Raw genomic sequence first — 17,321 nt, 5'->3', positions numbered from 1 at the left:
CGCATGAACGAGACGATACAGAAGGGAGCGGCGGCGGCCGCTTCCACGCCGCCCACGGTCAGCCATATGCTGGGAGAAATGACCTGGCTGCTGACGCAATCGCCGCTGCATCGAGGGCTTTCGATCGGCGACATCGAATGGCTGTTGATGCCGGCGTTGATCCACCAGCAATTCTATGTCTTCCGCGACGGCGACAAGCCCGTGGGTCTCGCGCTTTGGGCGAAATGCAGCCCGGAAGCTGAAAAGAAGCTGGAAGGCGGCATGATCGCACCGGCCAATCGCCTGACGCTCGAGGAGTGGACGTCTGGCGAAGCGATCTGGCTTGTCGATCTTATCGCGCCCTTCGCAAACGGGGAGAACAAGCATCGGGAGATCATGATCGCCGATCTGATCTCTGGGCCGCTGAGCGGCAAGGCGTTCAAATTCCATCAGACGGACCCCGTGTCTGGCGCACGTTCCGTAACAAATATTGGCGCTGACTCGGCTGACAGACTGAAGGCGAACATAGAAGCAGCGCTAACCAAAGGACAATGAGGTCAGTTTTCTAATTGACCCAGCTCAGCGACCACCAGGTGATCGCTGGCGCTGCAATATCTGGTGCTGTTGGATTGCCCGGATGCGTTCATCCTGCTGTTGACGGATCTGGACGCCGGCGATGTTGTCGCCGCGTTCAATCCTGTTAGCGATCTCTTCTTTGCGCTGGCCGACAAAAGTTCCTTGTCGTTGTGTGTCTTGGGGGAAGCGTGCTGCCGCGATCGACATGGCGTGCGCCACATGGCTTTGCGCGCGCTGTAGGGCCGGGTCTTTGGCATTTTCGGTATGGGACTGGCGACGAAAGCGCTCCGCCAAGTCGAGGCGCTGATCGGGCCTTTCCTTGGCATCGCGGACTTGGTTGGGTGTCCGTTGCGCGCGCTGTCGGTTCTCCGCTTCGTTGGCTTGACGGGGCTGGGTGCGTGTCATGGCCGATCCGGTTTGCCCGGCCTGGTCCCGTTCGGCCGCAGCACGGGTCTTGGCGTCTGGCCTGTAGCCTTCGATCGTCAACCCTTGCGCGGCCGCAGCCAAATAGGCGGCTCTCTTGAAATCCGCATCGCCGTTGATCTTGAGGGAGGTCCAACCATTCGCTTTCGCTAGACGCACCAGATCTGGGAGGGCGCTGGCATCGCGCGCCCTGATACGATCGGGCGATATCGTGGCGACCGGCGTTTTATCATGAGCGCTGCGGTAGAGCTTATTGCCCACACGCAGAAAACGGGATTCCAGCTCTTCGGGCATTTCGACGCCAGGGCGTCTCCGGGTGGTTTCACCGCGCGGGTCGGGAGGGTTGAGGTTTTCAGCCATTTATCGCTCCTGTTCGATCACGCCCACTTTTTCGTGGCCGTGCTGCTCCGCCTCGACGTCGACCAGCATGTCAGGAAAATCCGAGATCATGACGCAATCCATCGCGAAGGTTTCGGGATCGGGGTTGGCGAGCTGGTCAGCGTCGGGCAACACGCAAGGAGGAAGATCCTCATCCTCCCGAATGCGCCGGGGGATCGGCGCGACGATCGGCGCCGGCATGATCCGGCGCGTAAAGTGGCTGTCGGCATAGTAGCGGATCTTGTCGCCCCGGATCGGAGGAATCCCGCCCCGCATCAGCAGCAGTTCGTCAGCGGGAAACTGCATCAACTCCTGCGGGAGCAACAGGGCGCGTCGATGGTCCGACATGGACTTGGAGCGGTTTGCCAATATGCCGTGGATGGTCAGTGAGCGCGTGACGGCCTCCTGGCCTATATAGCCGATCCGTTCCGACAATTCGTTGGCGACGCGCAATTCCTTGGGCGTGAAGGCCACTTCCACGCCGCAGTTTGAGACGATTTCGTCAGCCACATGCTCGCCATAGACGGCGCGGAGCTGCGATCGGGACTGGATCACCGGCAACAGCCTCACTCCATATCCTGCCACATAGGAAAAGGCGCCGGCGATCACCTGGGCGCGGCCGAGGCGGGCAAACTCGTCGAGCAGCACCAGTACCTTGATCGATGTGGACCCATCGGGGAGATCGCGCACATTGAGATCGATGAGTTGCTGAAACAGGAGATTGTAGAGCGGCGCCACACGGTCCAGTTCGTCGGGCGAAACGCCGAGATAGACGGACATCGGCCGCATACGCAGTTCGCGCAGATCGAAGTCGCTTTCCTCCGTCGCGGCATCGACGCGCGGATTGAGCCAAAGGCTCAGCTTGGAGGTGACGGTCTGGACGATGCCGGCGAACGTATTGTCTGCCCCCGATGTGAAGTCGGCGAGGGCGTTGCGGCATCCCGTCGAAAGGGAAAGTCCCGGATCATCCAGCACCTTGCGGAAATATCCCCGCGTGTCGCCCGTCGTCATCAGCCGGTAGATGGCGCCAATGGTGAACGGGGCGTCTGCCTGGGCGAGATAGGCGCCGATGCCCACAAATGCGGTCCTGGCAGAATCGGTCCAGAACGGTTCGCCGCGCTCCGGTGGCACAAACAGCATCGTCGCGATCTTCTGAAGCTCGATGATGGCCTGGTCGGCATCAGTCCTGTCGATATAGGCCAGCGGATTGTAGCGTGCGGTTCGGCCTTCCGGGTCGGTCGGATTGAACAGGAACACGGCCTGGCCGTGTTTGGCGCGAAATCCCGCCGTCGCCTCATAATTCTCCCGCTTCACATCGAGAACGACGGCCGAGCCAGCCCAGCTCAGCAGGTTGGGAATGACGATGCCCACGCCCTTGCCCGAACGGGTCGGGGCTTCCACGATGCAATGCTCATTGCCTTCAAAAATCAGAAAGCGGCCCGATTTCTTGCCGAGGACGATACCCTCATCCCCCCGGAAACCGTTGCGCCGAATTTCGTTTTCCTTGGCGAAGCAGGCGGCGCCGTGCAGCGGCGGCTTGCGCGTCACGAACCAGAACAGCAGCAGGCCGGACAGGAGCGATCCGGCTGCGAGGCCCGCACCCAGCGCCTTCAGCACGACGGGATCACCCCGATAATACCAGAAAAATGTCGGCATCTTCAGCGGGTCATAAGCCGATGCCGGAAGGCCCAGCACGAACCACGCGACGATTGAGCCGGTGAGGCCCAGGAGGACAAGCGCGATCGGAGTACCGATCGCCAACGTCACTCCTCTGCTCATGCAGCGTGTCGCCCGGCAGGATCATAATAAATCTCCGTGACGCGAAACTTGCCCTGCACCTTCTTCATCTGCACCACGACATCCACGAGGATTTTCAGGAGCGAGCGAATGTCGTCGCGCCCGAGGTCCGCGCCCCCTTCGCTCTCCTTGACGAGCAAGGTGAGCTGATCGAACGCGAGTTCGGCGGATGCGGCGTGGATTGTGGTGATCGAGCCGGGGTGGCCGCTGTTGACGTTGCGCAGGTAGAAAAAGGCGGTGCCGTCGCGAAGCTCCTGCAACAAGATGCGATCGGGGCGCATCCGCAATGCGCTTTCCAGCAATTCCTTGGCCGTCACCTTGGCGGTTCCCTGCCCATCTTTGCTGTAGGTCATGTGGACGACATTGCGATGCGGGACGACCAGCTCGCGCGTGTCCTCAATGGTCAGCAGCCGCTCTTCCTCTGGGATGAGTTGGATCAGCCCTTTCGCCAATGTCGTCTTGCCCGATCCCGTCGCGCCTGAAATCAGGATGTTGAGACGGCTGCGTACCGCCAGCTCGAAAAACTCGACGTGCCGCCCTTCGCTCAGAAGGGCGAGCAGGCGATGTTCGTTTTCAGTCATGCCTCGCGCCGCCACTGTCGTTTCCGTGAAGAGGCCGCTGGCGTGAAAATCAGCCATGTTCATCGTTCTGGTCGATGGCTTGCGGATCGTGATGGATACCGTCCCATCGGGCGCGACGGGCGGGGCGACAATCTGGACGCGCTCGCCTGTCGGGAAGATCGTAGAGCAGATCGGGTTTTCGCGGGTGACATCCTGCGAGGTGAAAGCCGCCGCGGCGGTCGCCAATATGTTGAGGCGGGGCAAGGTCAGTTCCTCTTCCACAGCCCAGGTCCAACCGCCCTTGCGTTCCACCGCCACCTCAAGGGGTTGATTGATGACGACCTCCGTCACCTCCTCATCATCGAGATATTTCCGTAAGGGCTGCATCGCGTCATCGAGGACGGCGGTGTTGCGAAAGGTGGTGACGCTCATTTCAAACCCAATCCGTAAACTTGGGCAAAGTCGAAATCCTGCGCCACGGTGATGGCGAGATCGGTGCCCTGGGCGACCCGGAGAACGGGCTTTATCTGTTGGGTATCCTGGAGGATGGTTGACGCGGAATCCGAAGGGACGCGCGTGACATTATTGCCAGCGCGGCCGACTGCGGTGGAAGCGACATAGGCTCCATCTTCCAGCACGCTGAACAACAGCGCCGATCCGAAGCGATCCCAGAAGAAGCGATCGACCTTGCCGCCGATACCGGCGCGGCCAAGGCTGTCGGATGCGGGGGAGGCGATGTCGATCGACACGCCGCGCGGCGTGACGGCGCGGCTCCACATTGCAAAAAGGCGATATTGGCCGCGATTGAGGCCACCCTGATATTCGCCGAAAACCCGCGTGCCCTTTTCCATCAGCACGACGCGGCCATTATCCGAATAGATGTCGCGGGGAACGATGCAGGTGGCATAGCCCGGAACGCTGCTATCCATGGCGGTCTGAAGGGTGCAGGGAATGATCGTTCCGGCGGTGACGAGATAGTTGCGGTCGCCGATCATGCGGGCGCTGGTGCGGCCAATGGCCGATGTGCGCTTCAGGTCATCCAGGGGCGTTGCTTCACCGGATGCCCTTTCGGATGCGGGGGACTGTGACGTCTCGGTCCTCAGGCTGCCGAGGCGGCCAGCAATTTGTTGGCCTGATGTTCCATTATAGGCGACGAGGGTAGATCGCCGGGCAGTATCCCGTAATTCCTGAGCTTCTGCCATGCGGCGTTGCGCTGCCGTGGCTTCCGCTGACTGTGCGCCATGAGAGGCCACACCACCTGGCCCGATCGGCGGCACCTGTTCGCCCGCAAGCGGAACCGGCGCATTGGGGTCATGCGCCGCCGACTGGAGTGTCGGCGCGATCACGGTCTTGGGATCATAGGGCACTTCCGGCGCGGGCGGCTTGGGTTTGACCTCCGGCATCTTGTTGTTGCCGCCGACACCGGCAGCGATGGTGAGGGCAGCAAACAGCACCGAGCCGCCCAAAGCGCCGGCCACGATCATCTTTTTCGTATCCCACTGGAAGGATTTGAGGGAGGGGATGCGGTTCGGCCGATCGACCGCGGGCGTTTCGCGGTCGATTTCGTTCATGTCTGGGGTGGCATCGACGTCGAATCTCTTGTCGCTCACATCAATTCTCCGTCTGCCGTTCCACCACTTCAGAGGCGGTGTCCGTCTTCGGATCGCGGCCGTAGAAATTGGGATTGTGGTTGTAGATGCACAGCACCACCTTGCCCCGGCGCAGCCGCAGTTCCCGAAAAACGCCATGGATGACGACAAATTCATCCCGAACGTCGAAAGAAGCTGTCGCCTCGCTGCCATCGGGATTGACCGTGAAGACAGCGGGGATTTCGCGCTGGTTGGGAAAGCGCAGCACCGTGAACTGTCCGTTGTCCGTGACTTCGGATGGTTGGATTTCCGATGACCCCTGCACCGTGTAATTGAGATTGCGGGTGCCCTCCAGCACACCGAGATCCAGGGCGGACTTTATGGCTCCATTCTGTTGCGCCAGGACTTGCGAGAGCTGGCGGCGGGCAGACGCTTCGCGCAGCGCTGCGGCTTCCTGTTCCGGGTAGCGGACACGAACCTTGAAGAATGTCTCGGCGGCACGGCTATTGGCGACCGCCGCCAAGGCAAAGGTGTAGTTCCGCTTCTGTCCGGCATAGTCCGTCACGACGATGAGGTTCGTTCCACCCGCGCGTTCACGCGGCTTGATGAACAGCGAATTTTCAGCCGGGGCGACTTCCCATGAGACGGTATCGCCCATGGCGACAAATTTGATGACCTCTCCTACCGCAAACTCGATCTGCGTCGCGGTCCTGAAGGCACTGCGGATCGCGATGACATTCTGATCGCTATAGTTGACCTCCCGAACCCGGTGATCGGCGATGACGGGGCGGGGCGTGTTTTCGGCGTTGGCGGCCGACGACAGCGCGGCGGCCATGATTGCTGTGCCAAGGATGTGAAGCTGTCTCATTTTCCACCTACCTCCACGTCGGCGCGATAGGATTTGACCTGAAAGCCGAGCGGATTGGCGTAGCGCCCCGCCTCGGATTCCGGCTTCGACAGCACATCGAATGTGATGGTCGCGATGGCCGGGGTTTCGGTGGCCTGCCCATCGCGTTCAAGCCGCTTGGTGAAGCGCACCTGGGCGACGTTCGCCGAGATGAAGGATACAGCCCTGACGGCGACGAACACCGTATCGCTGGAGGTGAGCTGGTTTTGCGGGGAATCCGGGTTGTCCTTCTTATAGAAGGTGATCCAACGGCGTTGTTCCTCGGGTGTCGAGAGCGCGAGAACCTGATTGAAGAATTCCTGGCGTGCCTGCGGAATCCAGCCCTCGCGCGCCCTCACATAGCTGGCGAGAAAATATTTCCGTACCGCCTCGTCATAGGTGATGGCCTTGTCCCCGCGAAGCTGCTGGGTCACTTCGGTCGCACCCGTCGAGCGATCAACGGTGACGACATAGGGCACCACGGTCTTGAGCGGCGACAGCATCGCAACCGACGCGACGGCGACGACGGCGATGACGCTGGCGGCGCCCGCGACAATCCATGCAAGGCGCTTCGACCGATCCGCCGCGACGAAGCGCTCCCGGTCCCAGCTTTGAGCTTCGGCAAAATATGCCTTCAGATCCTCGGCGCTATCCTTGACCCCGATCGCCATCGTCAGCAGCTCGCATAGAAGGGCCGTGAGGCCGCGTTGTTGACAGGGGGTGGCGTGGCCGCACTGATCGGCGGCACGCCGTTATCTTCGCGTGCCGCAGGGGCATTGGTGTTCGGCGTGGCGGATGACGGGAAGAGTTGCGTCGGTGGCGTGGCCGATCCTGACGCATTGCGGGCGGGCAGGGCAGGGAGGATGGTCCCATAGGGATTGGCGGGCCGCTTCGACTGCCCGTTGCAGCGCGGAACTTTGGCTTCCTTGGCCGCGAGGACCGGCATTGCCGTCGAGAGCGAGAGAAGGGCGAAAGGCGCCAACGCCTTGGCAATGTTCATGACTATATCTCCTATCGCGTCCGGGTCAGCGTTCCGCCGGTGCCGCTACCGATACCTCCCCCCAACCGGCGCGCACCGGCGCCAACAGCGCGGGCGCCGCTCAGGGGCGCGCCAGCCATGGTGCGGCCGGCGATCGGGGCGAGGTTTCCGGTAACGGCGTTGGCGAATTGGGCTGCCAAGGCAGGGCCGCCGCCACCCAGGCCCGACGCAAGGCTTGGGATTTGCAGGAAGAAGAAGAAGCCCAGCACATAGAATGACAGGGCCTTCAGCACCGCGATCAACACCTCATCGTTATTCGTAATCGAATTGATGAAGGTGTCCGTCGTCTGCGAGATGAACAGCGTGACCAGCAGCGCAAACACCACCAGCATAACGTAGCTGATGGCGGACCCCAGCCACGCAAAGAACCATCCCCGCGTGGAATCGAACAGCAGTGCGGCGACGAAGAGGGGGCCGACGACTGCCAGCAGGGCGAGCGCAAAGAGGGCAAAAGCGCAAATGGTAAACCCCAGCGCGCAGGACAACAGGGCGACGAAGAGGATCATCAGATTGGCAAAGGCCGCGAGGATGATTTCAACGATATTGTTGGGCATCCCGATCAGGTTTTTACCTGCGACAATAGTGTGGGCGCGAACTATCTCTTCGATCTTCGTGATGGCTCTGAACGCGCCTTGGAGCAGGGTGTCGAAATAGCCTCCCAACCCACCCACATCAGCACCACCAAGCGCATTGGCGAACTGACCAGGCAAGCCGTTCATGGTGAAGAGGCCGACGGATGCCCCATAGAGCGAACTGACTGCCCAAGTGAGGGCGGCCAGCTTGAGCGCGCGATACACAAATTCCCGAGCGGGATATTGGACCGCTCCGCGCAGGATCGCCCCGCCCAACAGGATGATGTAGATGGTGACGCCGACCCGGAGCGGGCCAGAAATGATGCCGATCACCGAGGAATAGAGTGCGATGATACCGGCGAGGGCACCATCCACTGAATTCATCATGTTCTCGAAGATCGGGAAATTCATTGCCTATATCCTGAGATCAGCTTTCAAATGCCCATCTGACGCTTCATTTTTTCTCTCTGCTCGTCTTGGATTTTGAGCATCCGAACCGAGTCGTCATTGTTGCAGTTCTGGGTGACGACAGCCGGCCAGCTCGCGATAGGACGTTGCGCCCCTTTCCATTTGTCGCACATGGCACGGACTTCGGCCGCCTCGGTCGGATGGCTCATGAGAAATTCAACGGAACGTAGAGGGATGTCTGAACGCAGACCGTCGCCGGATTGTGATTTCTCCGATGGCGAACAGGCTGACAGCATCAGCGAAACTGCGGCTGTGAGGATCGGGAAGCGGCGCATTATTCGATCCCTGCCTGTGTTTTAAGGCGGGCAAGCTGCTTATCTTGTTGTGCTGAATAACTTTGATAATCGGCCTCGACCTTGGCGCGTCGCTGCAACTCGATAGCCTGAAGCGCCATCATGTCATTCGTCATCTGGGCCTGTTCAAGCTGGAGGCGGGCGCTCATGTCAGCGCGTTCCGCCGCTGAATTTGCGGTCGCGAGGCGTGATCGCAATTCTTCCAGACCCTCGCGCCGGGTCGTCACGGAATCTCCAACGGAGCCTGCCAATCCAGCGGTGACGGCGGCTCTGCGCGCGCCCACCTCATAGCTTGCCCGCGTGCTTTCCGACGTGTCGGGCGAGAGCTGGCCCATCAAATCTTGGAAGACGCCATCGGAGCGGCCACGGAGGCGGCCGATCACATCGAGATCGCCATTGGCATAGCCATCGAGACTGCCGGACGACACGTTCAGCTCGCGCATCGCATCGGTGCGCAGGCTCTCCACTGTACGCCCGATATCCGTCGCCTTGTTGAGATCGCGATAGAGATCGCGGGCCTGCTGAAGCTGATCGGCCCCTTGGGCGAGCATCGACACGCCTTGGCGCACCTGCTCAAGCTGCTGGAACAGGCTGCGCGTATCGGTCACAGGGATGCCCTGTGCGTGCGCGGACGCCGCGATTGTCAGGAGCGAGGCTCCCGTCACAAGATAGCGAAGTTTCCTGGCCGTCATCGGACTTCTCCTTTCAACTTGAGCGTCGACGTTGATGGAATATCGGAAGCCACACAGCCGGATCGCGGCCATGTTCGGCGATCACTTGCGCGGCCACCGCAGTCGTCTCCGCGCGGCCAGACAGAACGGCCAACTCGTTGTCGAGGCCGGTCAGGTCCAGTTCCACGACGACAGAGTCATGACCTTGCTTCACGAGGAATTTGTGGGATTCTTGGCTGAGTTCCTCGCGGATCAGCGCAAATTCGGCATCCGTCATGGAGAAGCCGTCGATATAATCGCGGCGCTGCCCGTTCGGATTGGGCAGCATGATCCTGGTCGCCACCTGCTCCAATATGGAATGGCTGATGTCGCTTTTGAGCGCGTCGCCGGGGGATTGGGTGGCGAACACCATCAGCGCATTGCGCTTGCGGTATGTCTTCAACCCGTCCTGGGCGAAGCTGCGAAACGCATTGTCCCCCAGCGCCTTCCAGAACTCGTCTATCACGATCATCGTCCGATCGCCGGTCAACATCTTGTCGATCCGGTGGAACAGGTAGAGCATCAAGGGTGCGCGGATATCGGCATTGTCGAGGAAATCCGTCATGTCGAAGCCGATGAACCGGGCTTCGAGCGTCATTTCATCTTCCGCGTGTCAACATCTTGTCGATCCGGTGGAACAGGTAGAGCATCAAGGGTGCGCGGATATCGGCATTGTCGAGGAAATCCGTCATGTCGAAGCCGATGAACCGGGCTTCGAGCGTCATTTCATCTTCCGCGTTATCGAACGCCCATCCCAGCGCGCCGCGTGAGGTCCATTTCTCCAGCCTCGCGCCAACACCGCCTTCATCGGCCATGCCGAGCATCGTGCGTAGCGCGTCGAGCGACCGTGATGCCGGGGGCAACTTCATGACGGCGGCGATGCCGTCATCGATGCGCCTTTCCTCCTGCACCGTGATCGGCCGCCCTTCGGCGCGGACGAGCTGGCGGACCCAGAGCGACAGCCAGGCCCGATCCTCCGCCGTATCGGCCAGCGCCTTCAATGGCGCGAAGCCGGTGGGCGTGCCGTTGGCGAGCGACAAATAGGTGCCGCCGCTTGCCAGCACGAAGATTTGCGCGCCCCGGTCCTTGTCGATGAATATCTGCCGCGCGCCCGTCTTTTCCGCCTGAGCCATCAGGAAGTTGAGCAGGACCGTCTTGCCGCCGCCTGTCGGACCGATGACCATCGTGTGCCCGACATCGCGCTTGTGGAAGCTGAAGAAATAGGGGCTGCGCGCGCTCGTCTTGAGCAGCGCAATGGCATCTCCCCAATGATTGCCGGTGGTCCGCCCAGCGGGATAGGTGTGGAAGGGCGCGAAGGCGGCGAAGTTCAATGACGTGATTGGCGCGGGACGCGCCCGCCACGCGAAATTGCCGACAAGCTGGCTCCAATAGGCGGCTTCCAGCGCCGCCCCCTCGCGCGCCGCGACCATGCCTGTGTCGGCGAGGGCTGCGCGCGCGATCGACATATGATCGCGCAGGGATTTCAGGCTCCCGCCATAGACGGCGAGGGTGAAATGATGATCGCCCAGCACAAAGCGGTTGGACATGAGATCGTCGGCGGCATCGACCAGATCGTGCATCTGGCTGATTGCCCGATCGTCGGCATTCTCCATCTGCCGTTGCCGCAGGCGGAACCGTTCGGCTGCCGTGGCGCGGCTCAGGAAGGTGAAGGATTGAGTGAGGACGAAGCCGAAATCGACGGCCAGCAGGGATTCAAACTGGCGGGGCGTCGTGTAGGCCGGATATTCCCGGATGCCGAATATGCCGCCGAATGAGCTTCGGTCGGCATCGCGGACCTCGACCGTCTCGCCGCCGAAGATGACCCGTTGCCGATAAAGGGCGCTGCCGAGATGGCCCCGGATGATCGGCACACGCCGATGGCGCCCCGTCATCACCATTTCGGCGACTTCGAGCGGTTCGGAGAATTTGAGGCCATTATGCCCATAGATGGCGAGGCGGCGCGGCTCGCAGCGCGCCATCAGCTTCTCGAAATCGCGGGCCTTGTCCTCAAGAAACTCGATCAGATCCTCGTCCACCGCATCGGCGGCGGATTGAATTTTGGCCTTGGTTCGAAATAGGTGGATCAGCTTGTCAGCGCCATGCACGGCGGGACGTGCGAGGATCGTGACGAAGAAGCGGTTGATGAACATCCGCTCCCGATTGATGCGCGTGAAATAGGCGGCATCGAGATCGCGGGCGAACTTCGACCGGAAATTGCCGCCGGGATATTGCTCGACCCGCGCCCTCACCAGATGCGTCCAGATCGACAGGCGATCATCGTGCAGGTTGCGCAGCATCCCGTTCAGCTTGGAATGCCAGTCATTGAGGTCGCGGACATCGGCCGTCTCGAACGCGCGGCCCTGCAACTCGAAGGTGAGCATTATCGCTCCGGAATCGAGAACGATCATCTCGTCATTGATATGCCGGGCATAGGGCAGGAACTTGGTCGGCAGCACTTCCTTGAGCGCGACCTTCATCGGCACCTGGGCGGAAAGGCGTGTCCCTCTAGCCACGGCGGCCGAAGCCCTTGCGCGCAATGCCCTTGAGGGGGAGGGGGGTGTAGCTCGACCCGCCCCAGAAGGCGCGATTGCGGTTGGCCGCCTTGGTGCGGAAGAAGAGGAACATCAGCCGGAAGGCGTTGACGTCCTGGCGCACGACAAGGCGGGCAAGACCATAGCAGACCGCCGCCGTGACGGCGGCATCGACCGGATTATTGGTGCCGATCAGCACGATGGCAGCGGTTATCAGAATCGGCACGGCCGCTTCGATCGGGATGCCAGCCCACAGCGCGGGCCGCGTTACCGCAAGGAACAGCGTGTTGCGCGCACTCTCTTCTCTTTCTTCGGCCATGGGCGCTCTCCTACGAACCGGCGGTAATGATGGCGGCCCGGCCATTGACCGGGCCACTTCCTCGTCAGGCCGATCCTGCGATCTGATCCACGATCCACGGCGCAGAGAAGATGATCGCTATGCCGATGATGACCGTGACCACGGCGCCGGTGTTGACGCGGCCCATGAGCCATCCCGCTCCGGCAACGATGACGGCGATGACCGCCAGGGCGCGCAGCAGGCCATTGCTGAGGAGGCCCAGCACATTGTTCGCGAAGCCCTCCAGATTGGCGGATTGGGCAAAGGCCGGGTCCGGGGTTGCGATCGCGGCGATGCCGGCGACCGCGACCATGGCGGCGATCGTCGCTGTCCTGCGCTGACGCGGCGATATCGCCGCGACATACCGCTGGACCTTCGATCGCACCGACATCGCCGGCTTGTCCCTTGATGCGAGTGATTTCATCAGCTTCCTCCTGTTTTCGCGTTGCGCGCACGTTCGTAAGCGGCTCGTGAAAAGACATCCCAAGCCGGGGGTGGGGGTGATGCCGCCTGCGCTGGACCAGCATCGGGCAGGTTCTCAGCGACGAGATTGGCCAGCATGGTGGTGGGCGGCTTGTCGGCCGCCGCCGATGGGGCGGTGGGGATATAGGCGGCGGCCGTGATCCCATCGGAAACGCCCGCATTGCCCAGCACGCGGCCGACATAGCCGTTGCGAAAACCCCGTGTTCTGGAGCCGGTATTGTACATGGAGAGGGCGATCCGCAGCGCCTCCTGCGGCATCCTTCCGTCGCGGACCTGATGATAGTTGCCCGCCAGCACCGTCCCGGCGGCGCCGATATTCGTACAGGGATCGAACACGTTGTCCCAGGTCAGGGCCAGCGCAGCCATATTGTTCGAGTTGATCTGGCCGAGGCCGAGATCCACCGAATAGCCTTGTGCGATATATGAGCGAGCAACCCGTGCCGCGTCGGTGGCGTTGGTCGGGCGGACGGGTTGGCGAGCGACCCCGTTGACGTTGAGCGCGAACTGATAGCCCTTGCTCTCGGTATGGACCACCGCGGCGATCGTGGACGGCGCCACGCCTGATGCACATTGCGCCGCGAGGCCGAGGATCGCCGCCGTGGTGAACTGCATTATCGCGGCCCCCCTGGAATGGCGGTGGCCTCTGCCCGCGCTACGTCGGTTTCGTTCGGAACCGTGTAGCTGGTCCGGCTCCCGTCGCGCATGGTCATCACGACATAGCCAGGACGGCCATTTTTCGGCTTGGTATATTTGGCGACGGATACGCCGCCTGCGCTGCATGTCGGGAAGCCGCCTCCCAATGCCAGGCTCCGCAACAGTTTGCGGATCGGGGGGACGCATTGGGCATATTGCATCCAGCCCCCCGGATTGCTGGCGCACAGCAGGACTTCACAAGCCCATGTGCTGTCGGCAGCCATGGCCGGGGACGGTGTTGCCGAGGCCAGCACCAATGCGGATGCTGCGATCGGTACAGACAAGCGATTTCGCATGTTTTAACCTTTCTTGGGAAAACATCCTAAATCGCTTTTTCCGACGTGCCTAGACTGCGAGAGGATCGCAATAAGCAAGATTACGGGTTTGTGGCGGTTTTCCGTATCAGAAACGGGATGGGTCGTTCCATAGGGGCGATGGGTGGACACCGATCATGGCATGATATTCATAGGCGCTGACGATGTGCCTTATGGCCGAAGAAACCTTTGAATATAAACGGATTCGCTTTTTGTCGTAGAGCGCGACATGGAAGGCGGTGGTGCCGAGCCAGCTCACCCGGACATTGATGTACCATTTGCCATCGTCGTCCCGCTGATGCACCTGAACGTCGGTGATCGTTCCGGCGACTGGACGATGGGAGGTCAGTTCGCGTTCCAAGATCAGTTCCAGTTCCATCTTTTCCCTTTAGCGATTTATATTGTTTTCGCTGGTTTGTTATGAGCGTTTCCGTTAGCCATAGGGTAAGAGGCAAGCGAAAGGAGGTCCAGTGAGCGGACGCGACCCTGACGCCGTTGCGCGCGATGCAGAGAAGATTGTGCGCCAGCTCGGCGGCAAATGGCACGGCGACTATGCCATGTGCCGGTGCCCCGCCCATGCTGATGGCGACCCGAGTTTGTCGGTGCGGATCGGAGATCGCGCCGTCCTGTTCCATTGTTTCGCTGGATGCACGTCCGACGCGATCGTCAATGCCTTGCGAAGCGGGAAATTCGCCGCGCCCACTCATCATGATCCGGGTCAGCGCCACGAGAATGGGAAAGGGGATTTCAACAAGCTCGCCCTTTCCATCTGGCGCTTTGCCGAACCCTTCGCCGGCAGCCTGGCCGAACGCTATCTGCGTTCGCGCACAATTGTCCCTGTAGGGATCAACGCCCGCTTCGACGCCCGCTGTCAGTTCGGCGCTGGGGAGGACAAGGCGTTCGCGCCCGCCCTCATCGTGCCGGTTGAGGAGGATGCCGGAGTGGTCGCCATCCACCGCACCTTCCTCATGCCCGATGGCCGCGGCAAGGCCGAGATCGCCAAGCCCAAGAGGATGCTGGGCAATCCCGGTGGCGGAGCGGTGCGCTGGGGCGGAATCCCGACCGACGGCGTTCTGCGTCTCGCCGAAGGCGTCGAGGAGGCGGCAAGCGTGATGAACATGCTGGAGCCGGAAACCTATGTCTGGCCGGTCCTGGGGATCGAGCGATATCAGACGCTCACGATCCCCGAGAGCATCCGCAAGATCATCATCTACAGCCAGCATGGCGTGGAGGCGGCGCGGGCCATCAAGCGCGCAACGCCTCATCTGACGGCCCATGATCGGGAACTCAGTGTGAAGCTGCCGCCGCATAAAGGTGACTGGAACGATCTGCTGCGCGAGATTCGCGCTGCATGAAACTGTTTCCCGGCCTTCCCTTGCACCAGCGCGTAATGATCGCGGTCATGTTCGGCGCGGTTTCCGTCTATGCCCTGGCACAGCAGAAAGAGCGCGTGGCCGAGATAGCATCGCTGCGCCTGAATGATCGCGCACCCCGCGTCGTGGACGGCGATACGCTCGATGTGCCGGGGTCGCGGGTGCGGATTGTTGGTATCGACGCGCCGGATGAGGATCGGCCGCAGCTCAAGCGGCTTTCGACGCTGACGATGCAAGGGCTGGTCGAGCGCGATGGCGGCGTGGAATGCGCCACCAGCCTCTTCGATTTTGTCCTGCGGCATGAAAATCAGTGCCGGACTCCGGCAGAAAGCTATGGCCGCCTCAACCTCTCCTGTCGTTTCAAGGCCAATGGTGCGAGCGTTGCAGCGACGATGGTGGCGCAGGGCTATGCGGTCGACTTCCGGCGATATTCCGGGGGCGCCTATGTCGGGCTGATGCAGAATGCAGCGCGGCAGCGCCTTGGCCTGTGGGGGCAGGACTATGAGGCGATGCGCCAGCTTGCGGTCGAACGTGCCACGTTGCCGAAGGGGTGCGCGGCGGACTCGCTCCGGCGCTGATCCAGATCGGCTTTATCAACTGTTGATAAGATGCTATAGGCTGGGCCAAGGAGGCGCCCATATGATTAGCGCGGATCTCGGACAGCAGCTTGAAACCTTCGTCGCCAGCCTGGTCGCGACGGGTCGCTACAATTCGAAAAGCGAAGTGCTGCGTGAAGGGGTGCGGCTGATTCAGGACCGGGAAACCCGCCTTGCCGCCCTTGATGCGTCTATTGCGCGCGGGCTTGCCGATGCCGATGCGGGCAACACGACGCCGGCGGACGACGTGTTCGATCGCCTTGAAGCCAAATATCGCGCCATGGGTGCCGGTCTGGAATGATCGTCCATCTTTCGGCCGAGGCCGAGCATGATCTTGAGGCAATCGGTGACTATATTGCGCGGGACAATCCGGCGCGGGCGATCAGCTTTCTGCGCGAATTGCGCGAGAAATGCCTTGGCCTGGCGGACCTGTCCGAACGCTTCCCGCTTGTGCCGCGCTATGAAGTGATGGGCGTGCGGCGTCGCGGGCATGGCAATTATCTGATCTTCTATCGGGTCGAGGTGGAGCAGGTGGTCATCATCCACATCCTGAACGGTGCCCAAGATTATGGCACAATACTCTTCTCGTCATGATAGGCCGCTGCCTTCGGCCCGCGCTCTATGCCGCCCCATGGTTGGGGCTGCACGGAACCCCGCAAGCCGGTTTCCGCCCGTTCGGGTGACGATCGACTAGCGGTGAAGACCGCAGTTGCTGCCCGGCAAAGCACAGGTTAAAATCATATAAGTTATTGATTTTACATAATTACTATTATCAAACTTTTTGACTGCCATAGGTTGACACAGCGATGTCGTGTTCGAATGTCTGACATTGGCCATCTAAACTTCGGTTGGCGCGCATCGATCGTTGCGCTAAAAGCATGATGTCTTGAAACGCTTTCTCGCCTCGCTGCTCCTGCTGGGAGCCATGATCGGCCTTTTCGGCGCTCAGGCTGCTTATGCGCGTGGACCTGTAGCGGTGAAGGTCGCGACAGCAATGGCGATGGATGCAGACTGCATGGCGATGATGGCCAAGCAAAAGCCTGCGCCGGAGAACAAGCCGTGCAAGGGCCTCACGCTCGACTGCATCGCTGCCATGGGCTGCGTCGTTCCTCTGGCCACCGCCGATCTTGCCAGCGGCATTGCGACGCCGCGTATCTACGATGAACTAGCCTTTTGGCCGACCCAAGTCGTGCTGACCGGCAAGTCCCTGGCTCCTGATCCAGAGCCTCCCACAACCCTTGGCTGATTGAACCATTGTGTCCGACGCACGCGCTTCTCGCGCGGCGGCGCGCCCTCTTCAATTCAGACAAGGATATTCGTGATGAACAAGATGATGATTCTGGCTGCCATGACGGCCGCCTTCAGCTTTGCCGCGCCTGCTCTGGCAGATGCTTCGCATGACCCCGCTCAGGGCCATTATGAATGGCGATCGGCGCCGCAATATGGCCCGCGTGCGACAGGCCCGGCCCAGCAGCGCGTCTGGGTTGCAGATCATGCCCGGATGGCGAACTGCAACTGTGACATGATGCAGATGAGCGCTGACGATTGCATGGCCGCCATGCATCGCGGCCACGACAAGCCTTCGGCCGGCTAAACTCGGGTTCCCGGCCATCAGATCACAACAGTAAGGCCAGGCGCACGGCGCTGGCGCGGGATATAATCCCCGCGTCGGCGCCGCGTTGGTAGCCCTGTGATCGCACGCCGGGGACTCCTGAACGGGAGAT

22 protein-coding genes and 1 pseudogene are annotated in these 17,321 nt (G+C 61.3%); 7 read left to right on the top strand and 16 right to left on the bottom strand.

The genetic code is table 11. From position 1 onward, the window contains the following. Positions 1 to 3: 3 nt before the first annotated feature. Positions 4 to 534: a toxin-activating lysine-acyltransferase gene (locus tag ACZ5YV_RS17480; protein ID WP_464789941.1), complete on the top strand. Its 531-nt coding sequence runs from the start codon at positions 4 to 6 to the stop codon at positions 532 to 534. 24 nt (positions 535 to 558) lie between these two features. On the opposite strand, the gene ACZ5YV_RS17475 is transcribed toward ACZ5YV_RS17480, so the two are convergent. The 16 genes and pseudogenes from ACZ5YV_RS17475 to ACZ5YV_RS17400 form a co-directional block, all read right to left on the bottom strand. Beyond that, the gene (locus tag ACZ5YV_RS17475; protein ID WP_464789940.1) at positions 559 to 1,338 is read right to left on the bottom strand and encodes an LPD7 domain-containing protein; all 780 of its coding nucleotides are present in this window, start codon (positions 1,336 to 1,338) and stop codon (positions 559 to 561) included. Beyond that, on the bottom strand, positions 1,339 to 3,135 hold the full coding sequence (locus ACZ5YV_RS17470; RefSeq protein ID WP_464789939.1) for a type IV secretory system conjugative DNA transfer family protein: 1,797 nt from the start codon (positions 3,133 to 3,135) through the stop codon (positions 1,339 to 1,341). After that, a complete protein-coding gene (gene virB11, locus ACZ5YV_RS17465) occupies positions 3,132 to 4,145 on the bottom strand; it encodes a P-type DNA transfer ATPase VirB11 (protein WP_464789938.1) in 1,014 nt (337 codons plus the stop codon). The genes ACZ5YV_RS17470 and virB11 overlap by 4 nt, the downstream gene beginning before the upstream one ends. After that, complete coding sequence (virB10, locus tag ACZ5YV_RS17460; RefSeq protein WP_464789937.1) at positions 4,142 to 5,323, bottom strand: type IV secretion system protein VirB10; 1,182 nt, start codon at positions 5,321 to 5,323, stop codon at positions 4,142 to 4,144. The genes virB11 and virB10 overlap by 4 nt, the downstream gene beginning before the upstream one ends. 1 nt (position 5,324) lies before the next feature. After that, on the bottom strand, positions 5,325 to 6,170 hold the full coding sequence (gene virB9, locus ACZ5YV_RS17455) for a P-type conjugative transfer protein VirB9 (protein ID WP_464789936.1): 846 nt from the start codon (positions 6,168 to 6,170) through the stop codon (positions 5,325 to 5,327). Further along, positions 6,167 to 6,859, bottom strand: a complete 693-nt coding sequence (locus tag ACZ5YV_RS17450; RefSeq protein WP_464789935.1) for a VirB8 family type IV secretion system protein — start codon at positions 6,857 to 6,859, stop codon at positions 6,167 to 6,169. The genes virB9 and ACZ5YV_RS17450 overlap by 4 nt, the downstream gene beginning before the upstream one ends. A gap of 2 nt (positions 6,860 to 6,861) precedes the next feature. Beyond that, complete coding sequence (locus ACZ5YV_RS17445; protein ID WP_464789934.1) at positions 6,862 to 7,188, bottom strand: hypothetical protein; 327 nt, start codon at positions 7,186 to 7,188, stop codon at positions 6,862 to 6,864. A gap of 11 nt (positions 7,189 to 7,199) precedes the next feature. Further along, positions 7,200 to 8,186: a type IV secretion system protein gene (locus tag ACZ5YV_RS17440; RefSeq protein WP_464789933.1), complete on the bottom strand. Its 987-nt coding sequence runs from the start codon at positions 8,184 to 8,186 to the stop codon at positions 7,200 to 7,202. A 47-nt stretch (positions 8,187 to 8,233) separates the two neighbouring features. Beyond that, positions 8,234 to 8,542 carry an EexN family lipoprotein gene (locus ACZ5YV_RS17435; RefSeq protein WP_464789932.1) on the bottom strand — a complete coding sequence of 103 codons (309 nt, stop codon included), beginning with the start codon at positions 8,540 to 8,542 and terminating at the stop codon, positions 8,234 to 8,236. After that, positions 8,542 to 9,252, bottom strand: a complete 711-nt coding sequence (locus tag ACZ5YV_RS17430; protein ID WP_464789931.1) for a type IV secretion system protein — start codon at positions 9,250 to 9,252, stop codon at positions 8,542 to 8,544. Before ACZ5YV_RS17430 ends, ACZ5YV_RS17435 begins: the two co-directional genes overlap by 1 nt. Positions 9,253 to 9,265: 13 nt before the next feature. After that, a pseudogene (locus tag ACZ5YV_RS17425) lies at positions 9,266 to 11,747 on the bottom strand (VirB4 family type IV secretion/conjugal transfer ATPase). Between the two features lie 28 nt (positions 11,748 to 11,775). Further along, entirely contained in the window at positions 11,776 to 12,120 is a 345-nt protein-coding gene (locus ACZ5YV_RS17420) for a VirB3 family type IV secretion system protein (protein WP_464789997.1), read from the bottom strand. Between the two features lie 64 nt (positions 12,121 to 12,184). Next, positions 12,185 to 12,562 carry a TrbC/VirB2 family protein gene (locus ACZ5YV_RS17415; RefSeq protein WP_464789996.1) on the bottom strand — a complete coding sequence of 126 codons (378 nt, stop codon included), beginning with the start codon at positions 12,560 to 12,562 and terminating at the stop codon, positions 12,185 to 12,187. Beyond that, the gene (locus ACZ5YV_RS17410; RefSeq protein WP_464789995.1) at positions 12,562 to 13,233 is read right to left on the bottom strand and encodes a lytic transglycosylase domain-containing protein; all 672 of its coding nucleotides are present in this window, start codon (positions 13,231 to 13,233) and stop codon (positions 12,562 to 12,564) included. The genes ACZ5YV_RS17415 and ACZ5YV_RS17410 overlap by 1 nt, the downstream gene beginning before the upstream one ends. Beyond that, positions 13,233 to 13,538 carry a hypothetical protein gene (locus tag ACZ5YV_RS17405; protein WP_464789994.1) on the bottom strand — a complete coding sequence of 102 codons (306 nt, stop codon included), beginning with the start codon at positions 13,536 to 13,538 and terminating at the stop codon, positions 13,233 to 13,235. The genes ACZ5YV_RS17410 and ACZ5YV_RS17405 overlap by 1 nt, the downstream gene beginning before the upstream one ends. A 178-nt stretch (positions 13,539 to 13,716) precedes the next feature. After that, positions 13,717 to 14,007 (bottom strand): hypothetical protein, encoded by a 291-nt coding sequence (locus ACZ5YV_RS17400; RefSeq protein ID WP_464789993.1) that lies wholly within the window; start codon positions 14,005 to 14,007, stop codon positions 13,717 to 13,719. Positions 14,008 to 14,098: 91 nt separating this feature from the next. Between ACZ5YV_RS17400 and ACZ5YV_RS17395 the strand changes: the two genes are divergently transcribed. From ACZ5YV_RS17395 to ACZ5YV_RS17370, 6 genes are all read left to right on the top strand, one after another. After that, positions 14,099 to 14,983, top strand: a complete 885-nt coding sequence (locus ACZ5YV_RS17395; RefSeq protein WP_464789992.1) for a DUF7146 domain-containing protein — start codon at positions 14,099 to 14,101, stop codon at positions 14,981 to 14,983. Continuing rightward, complete coding sequence (locus ACZ5YV_RS17390) at positions 14,980 to 15,579, top strand: thermonuclease family protein (RefSeq protein WP_464789991.1); 600 nt, start codon at positions 14,980 to 14,982, stop codon at positions 15,577 to 15,579. The genes ACZ5YV_RS17395 and ACZ5YV_RS17390 overlap by 4 nt, the downstream gene beginning before the upstream one ends. A 61-nt stretch (positions 15,580 to 15,640) precedes the next feature. Further along, positions 15,641 to 15,898: a type II toxin-antitoxin system ParD family antitoxin gene (locus tag ACZ5YV_RS17385; RefSeq protein ID WP_464789990.1), complete on the top strand. Its 258-nt coding sequence runs from the start codon at positions 15,641 to 15,643 to the stop codon at positions 15,896 to 15,898. Further along, a complete protein-coding gene (locus tag ACZ5YV_RS17380; protein ID WP_464789989.1) occupies positions 15,895 to 16,191 on the top strand; it encodes a type II toxin-antitoxin system RelE/ParE family toxin in 297 nt (98 codons plus the stop codon). The genes ACZ5YV_RS17385 and ACZ5YV_RS17380 overlap by 4 nt, the downstream gene beginning before the upstream one ends. Positions 16,192 to 16,483: 292 nt before the next feature. Beyond that, the gene (locus ACZ5YV_RS17375) at positions 16,484 to 16,843 is read left to right on the top strand and encodes a hypothetical protein (RefSeq protein ID WP_464789988.1); all 360 of its coding nucleotides are present in this window, start codon (positions 16,484 to 16,486) and stop codon (positions 16,841 to 16,843) included. A gap of 75 nt (positions 16,844 to 16,918) precedes the next feature. Continuing rightward, entirely contained in the window at positions 16,919 to 17,191 is a 273-nt protein-coding gene (locus ACZ5YV_RS17370; RefSeq protein WP_464789987.1) for a hypothetical protein, read from the top strand. Positions 17,192 to 17,321 lie beyond the last annotated feature (130 nt).

The organism is Sphingobium sp. TomTYG46, assembly GCF_055396345.1.
The sequence above is the reverse complement of the archived record's forward strand: the minus strand, read 5'-3'. Positions and strand labels throughout refer to the sequence as shown.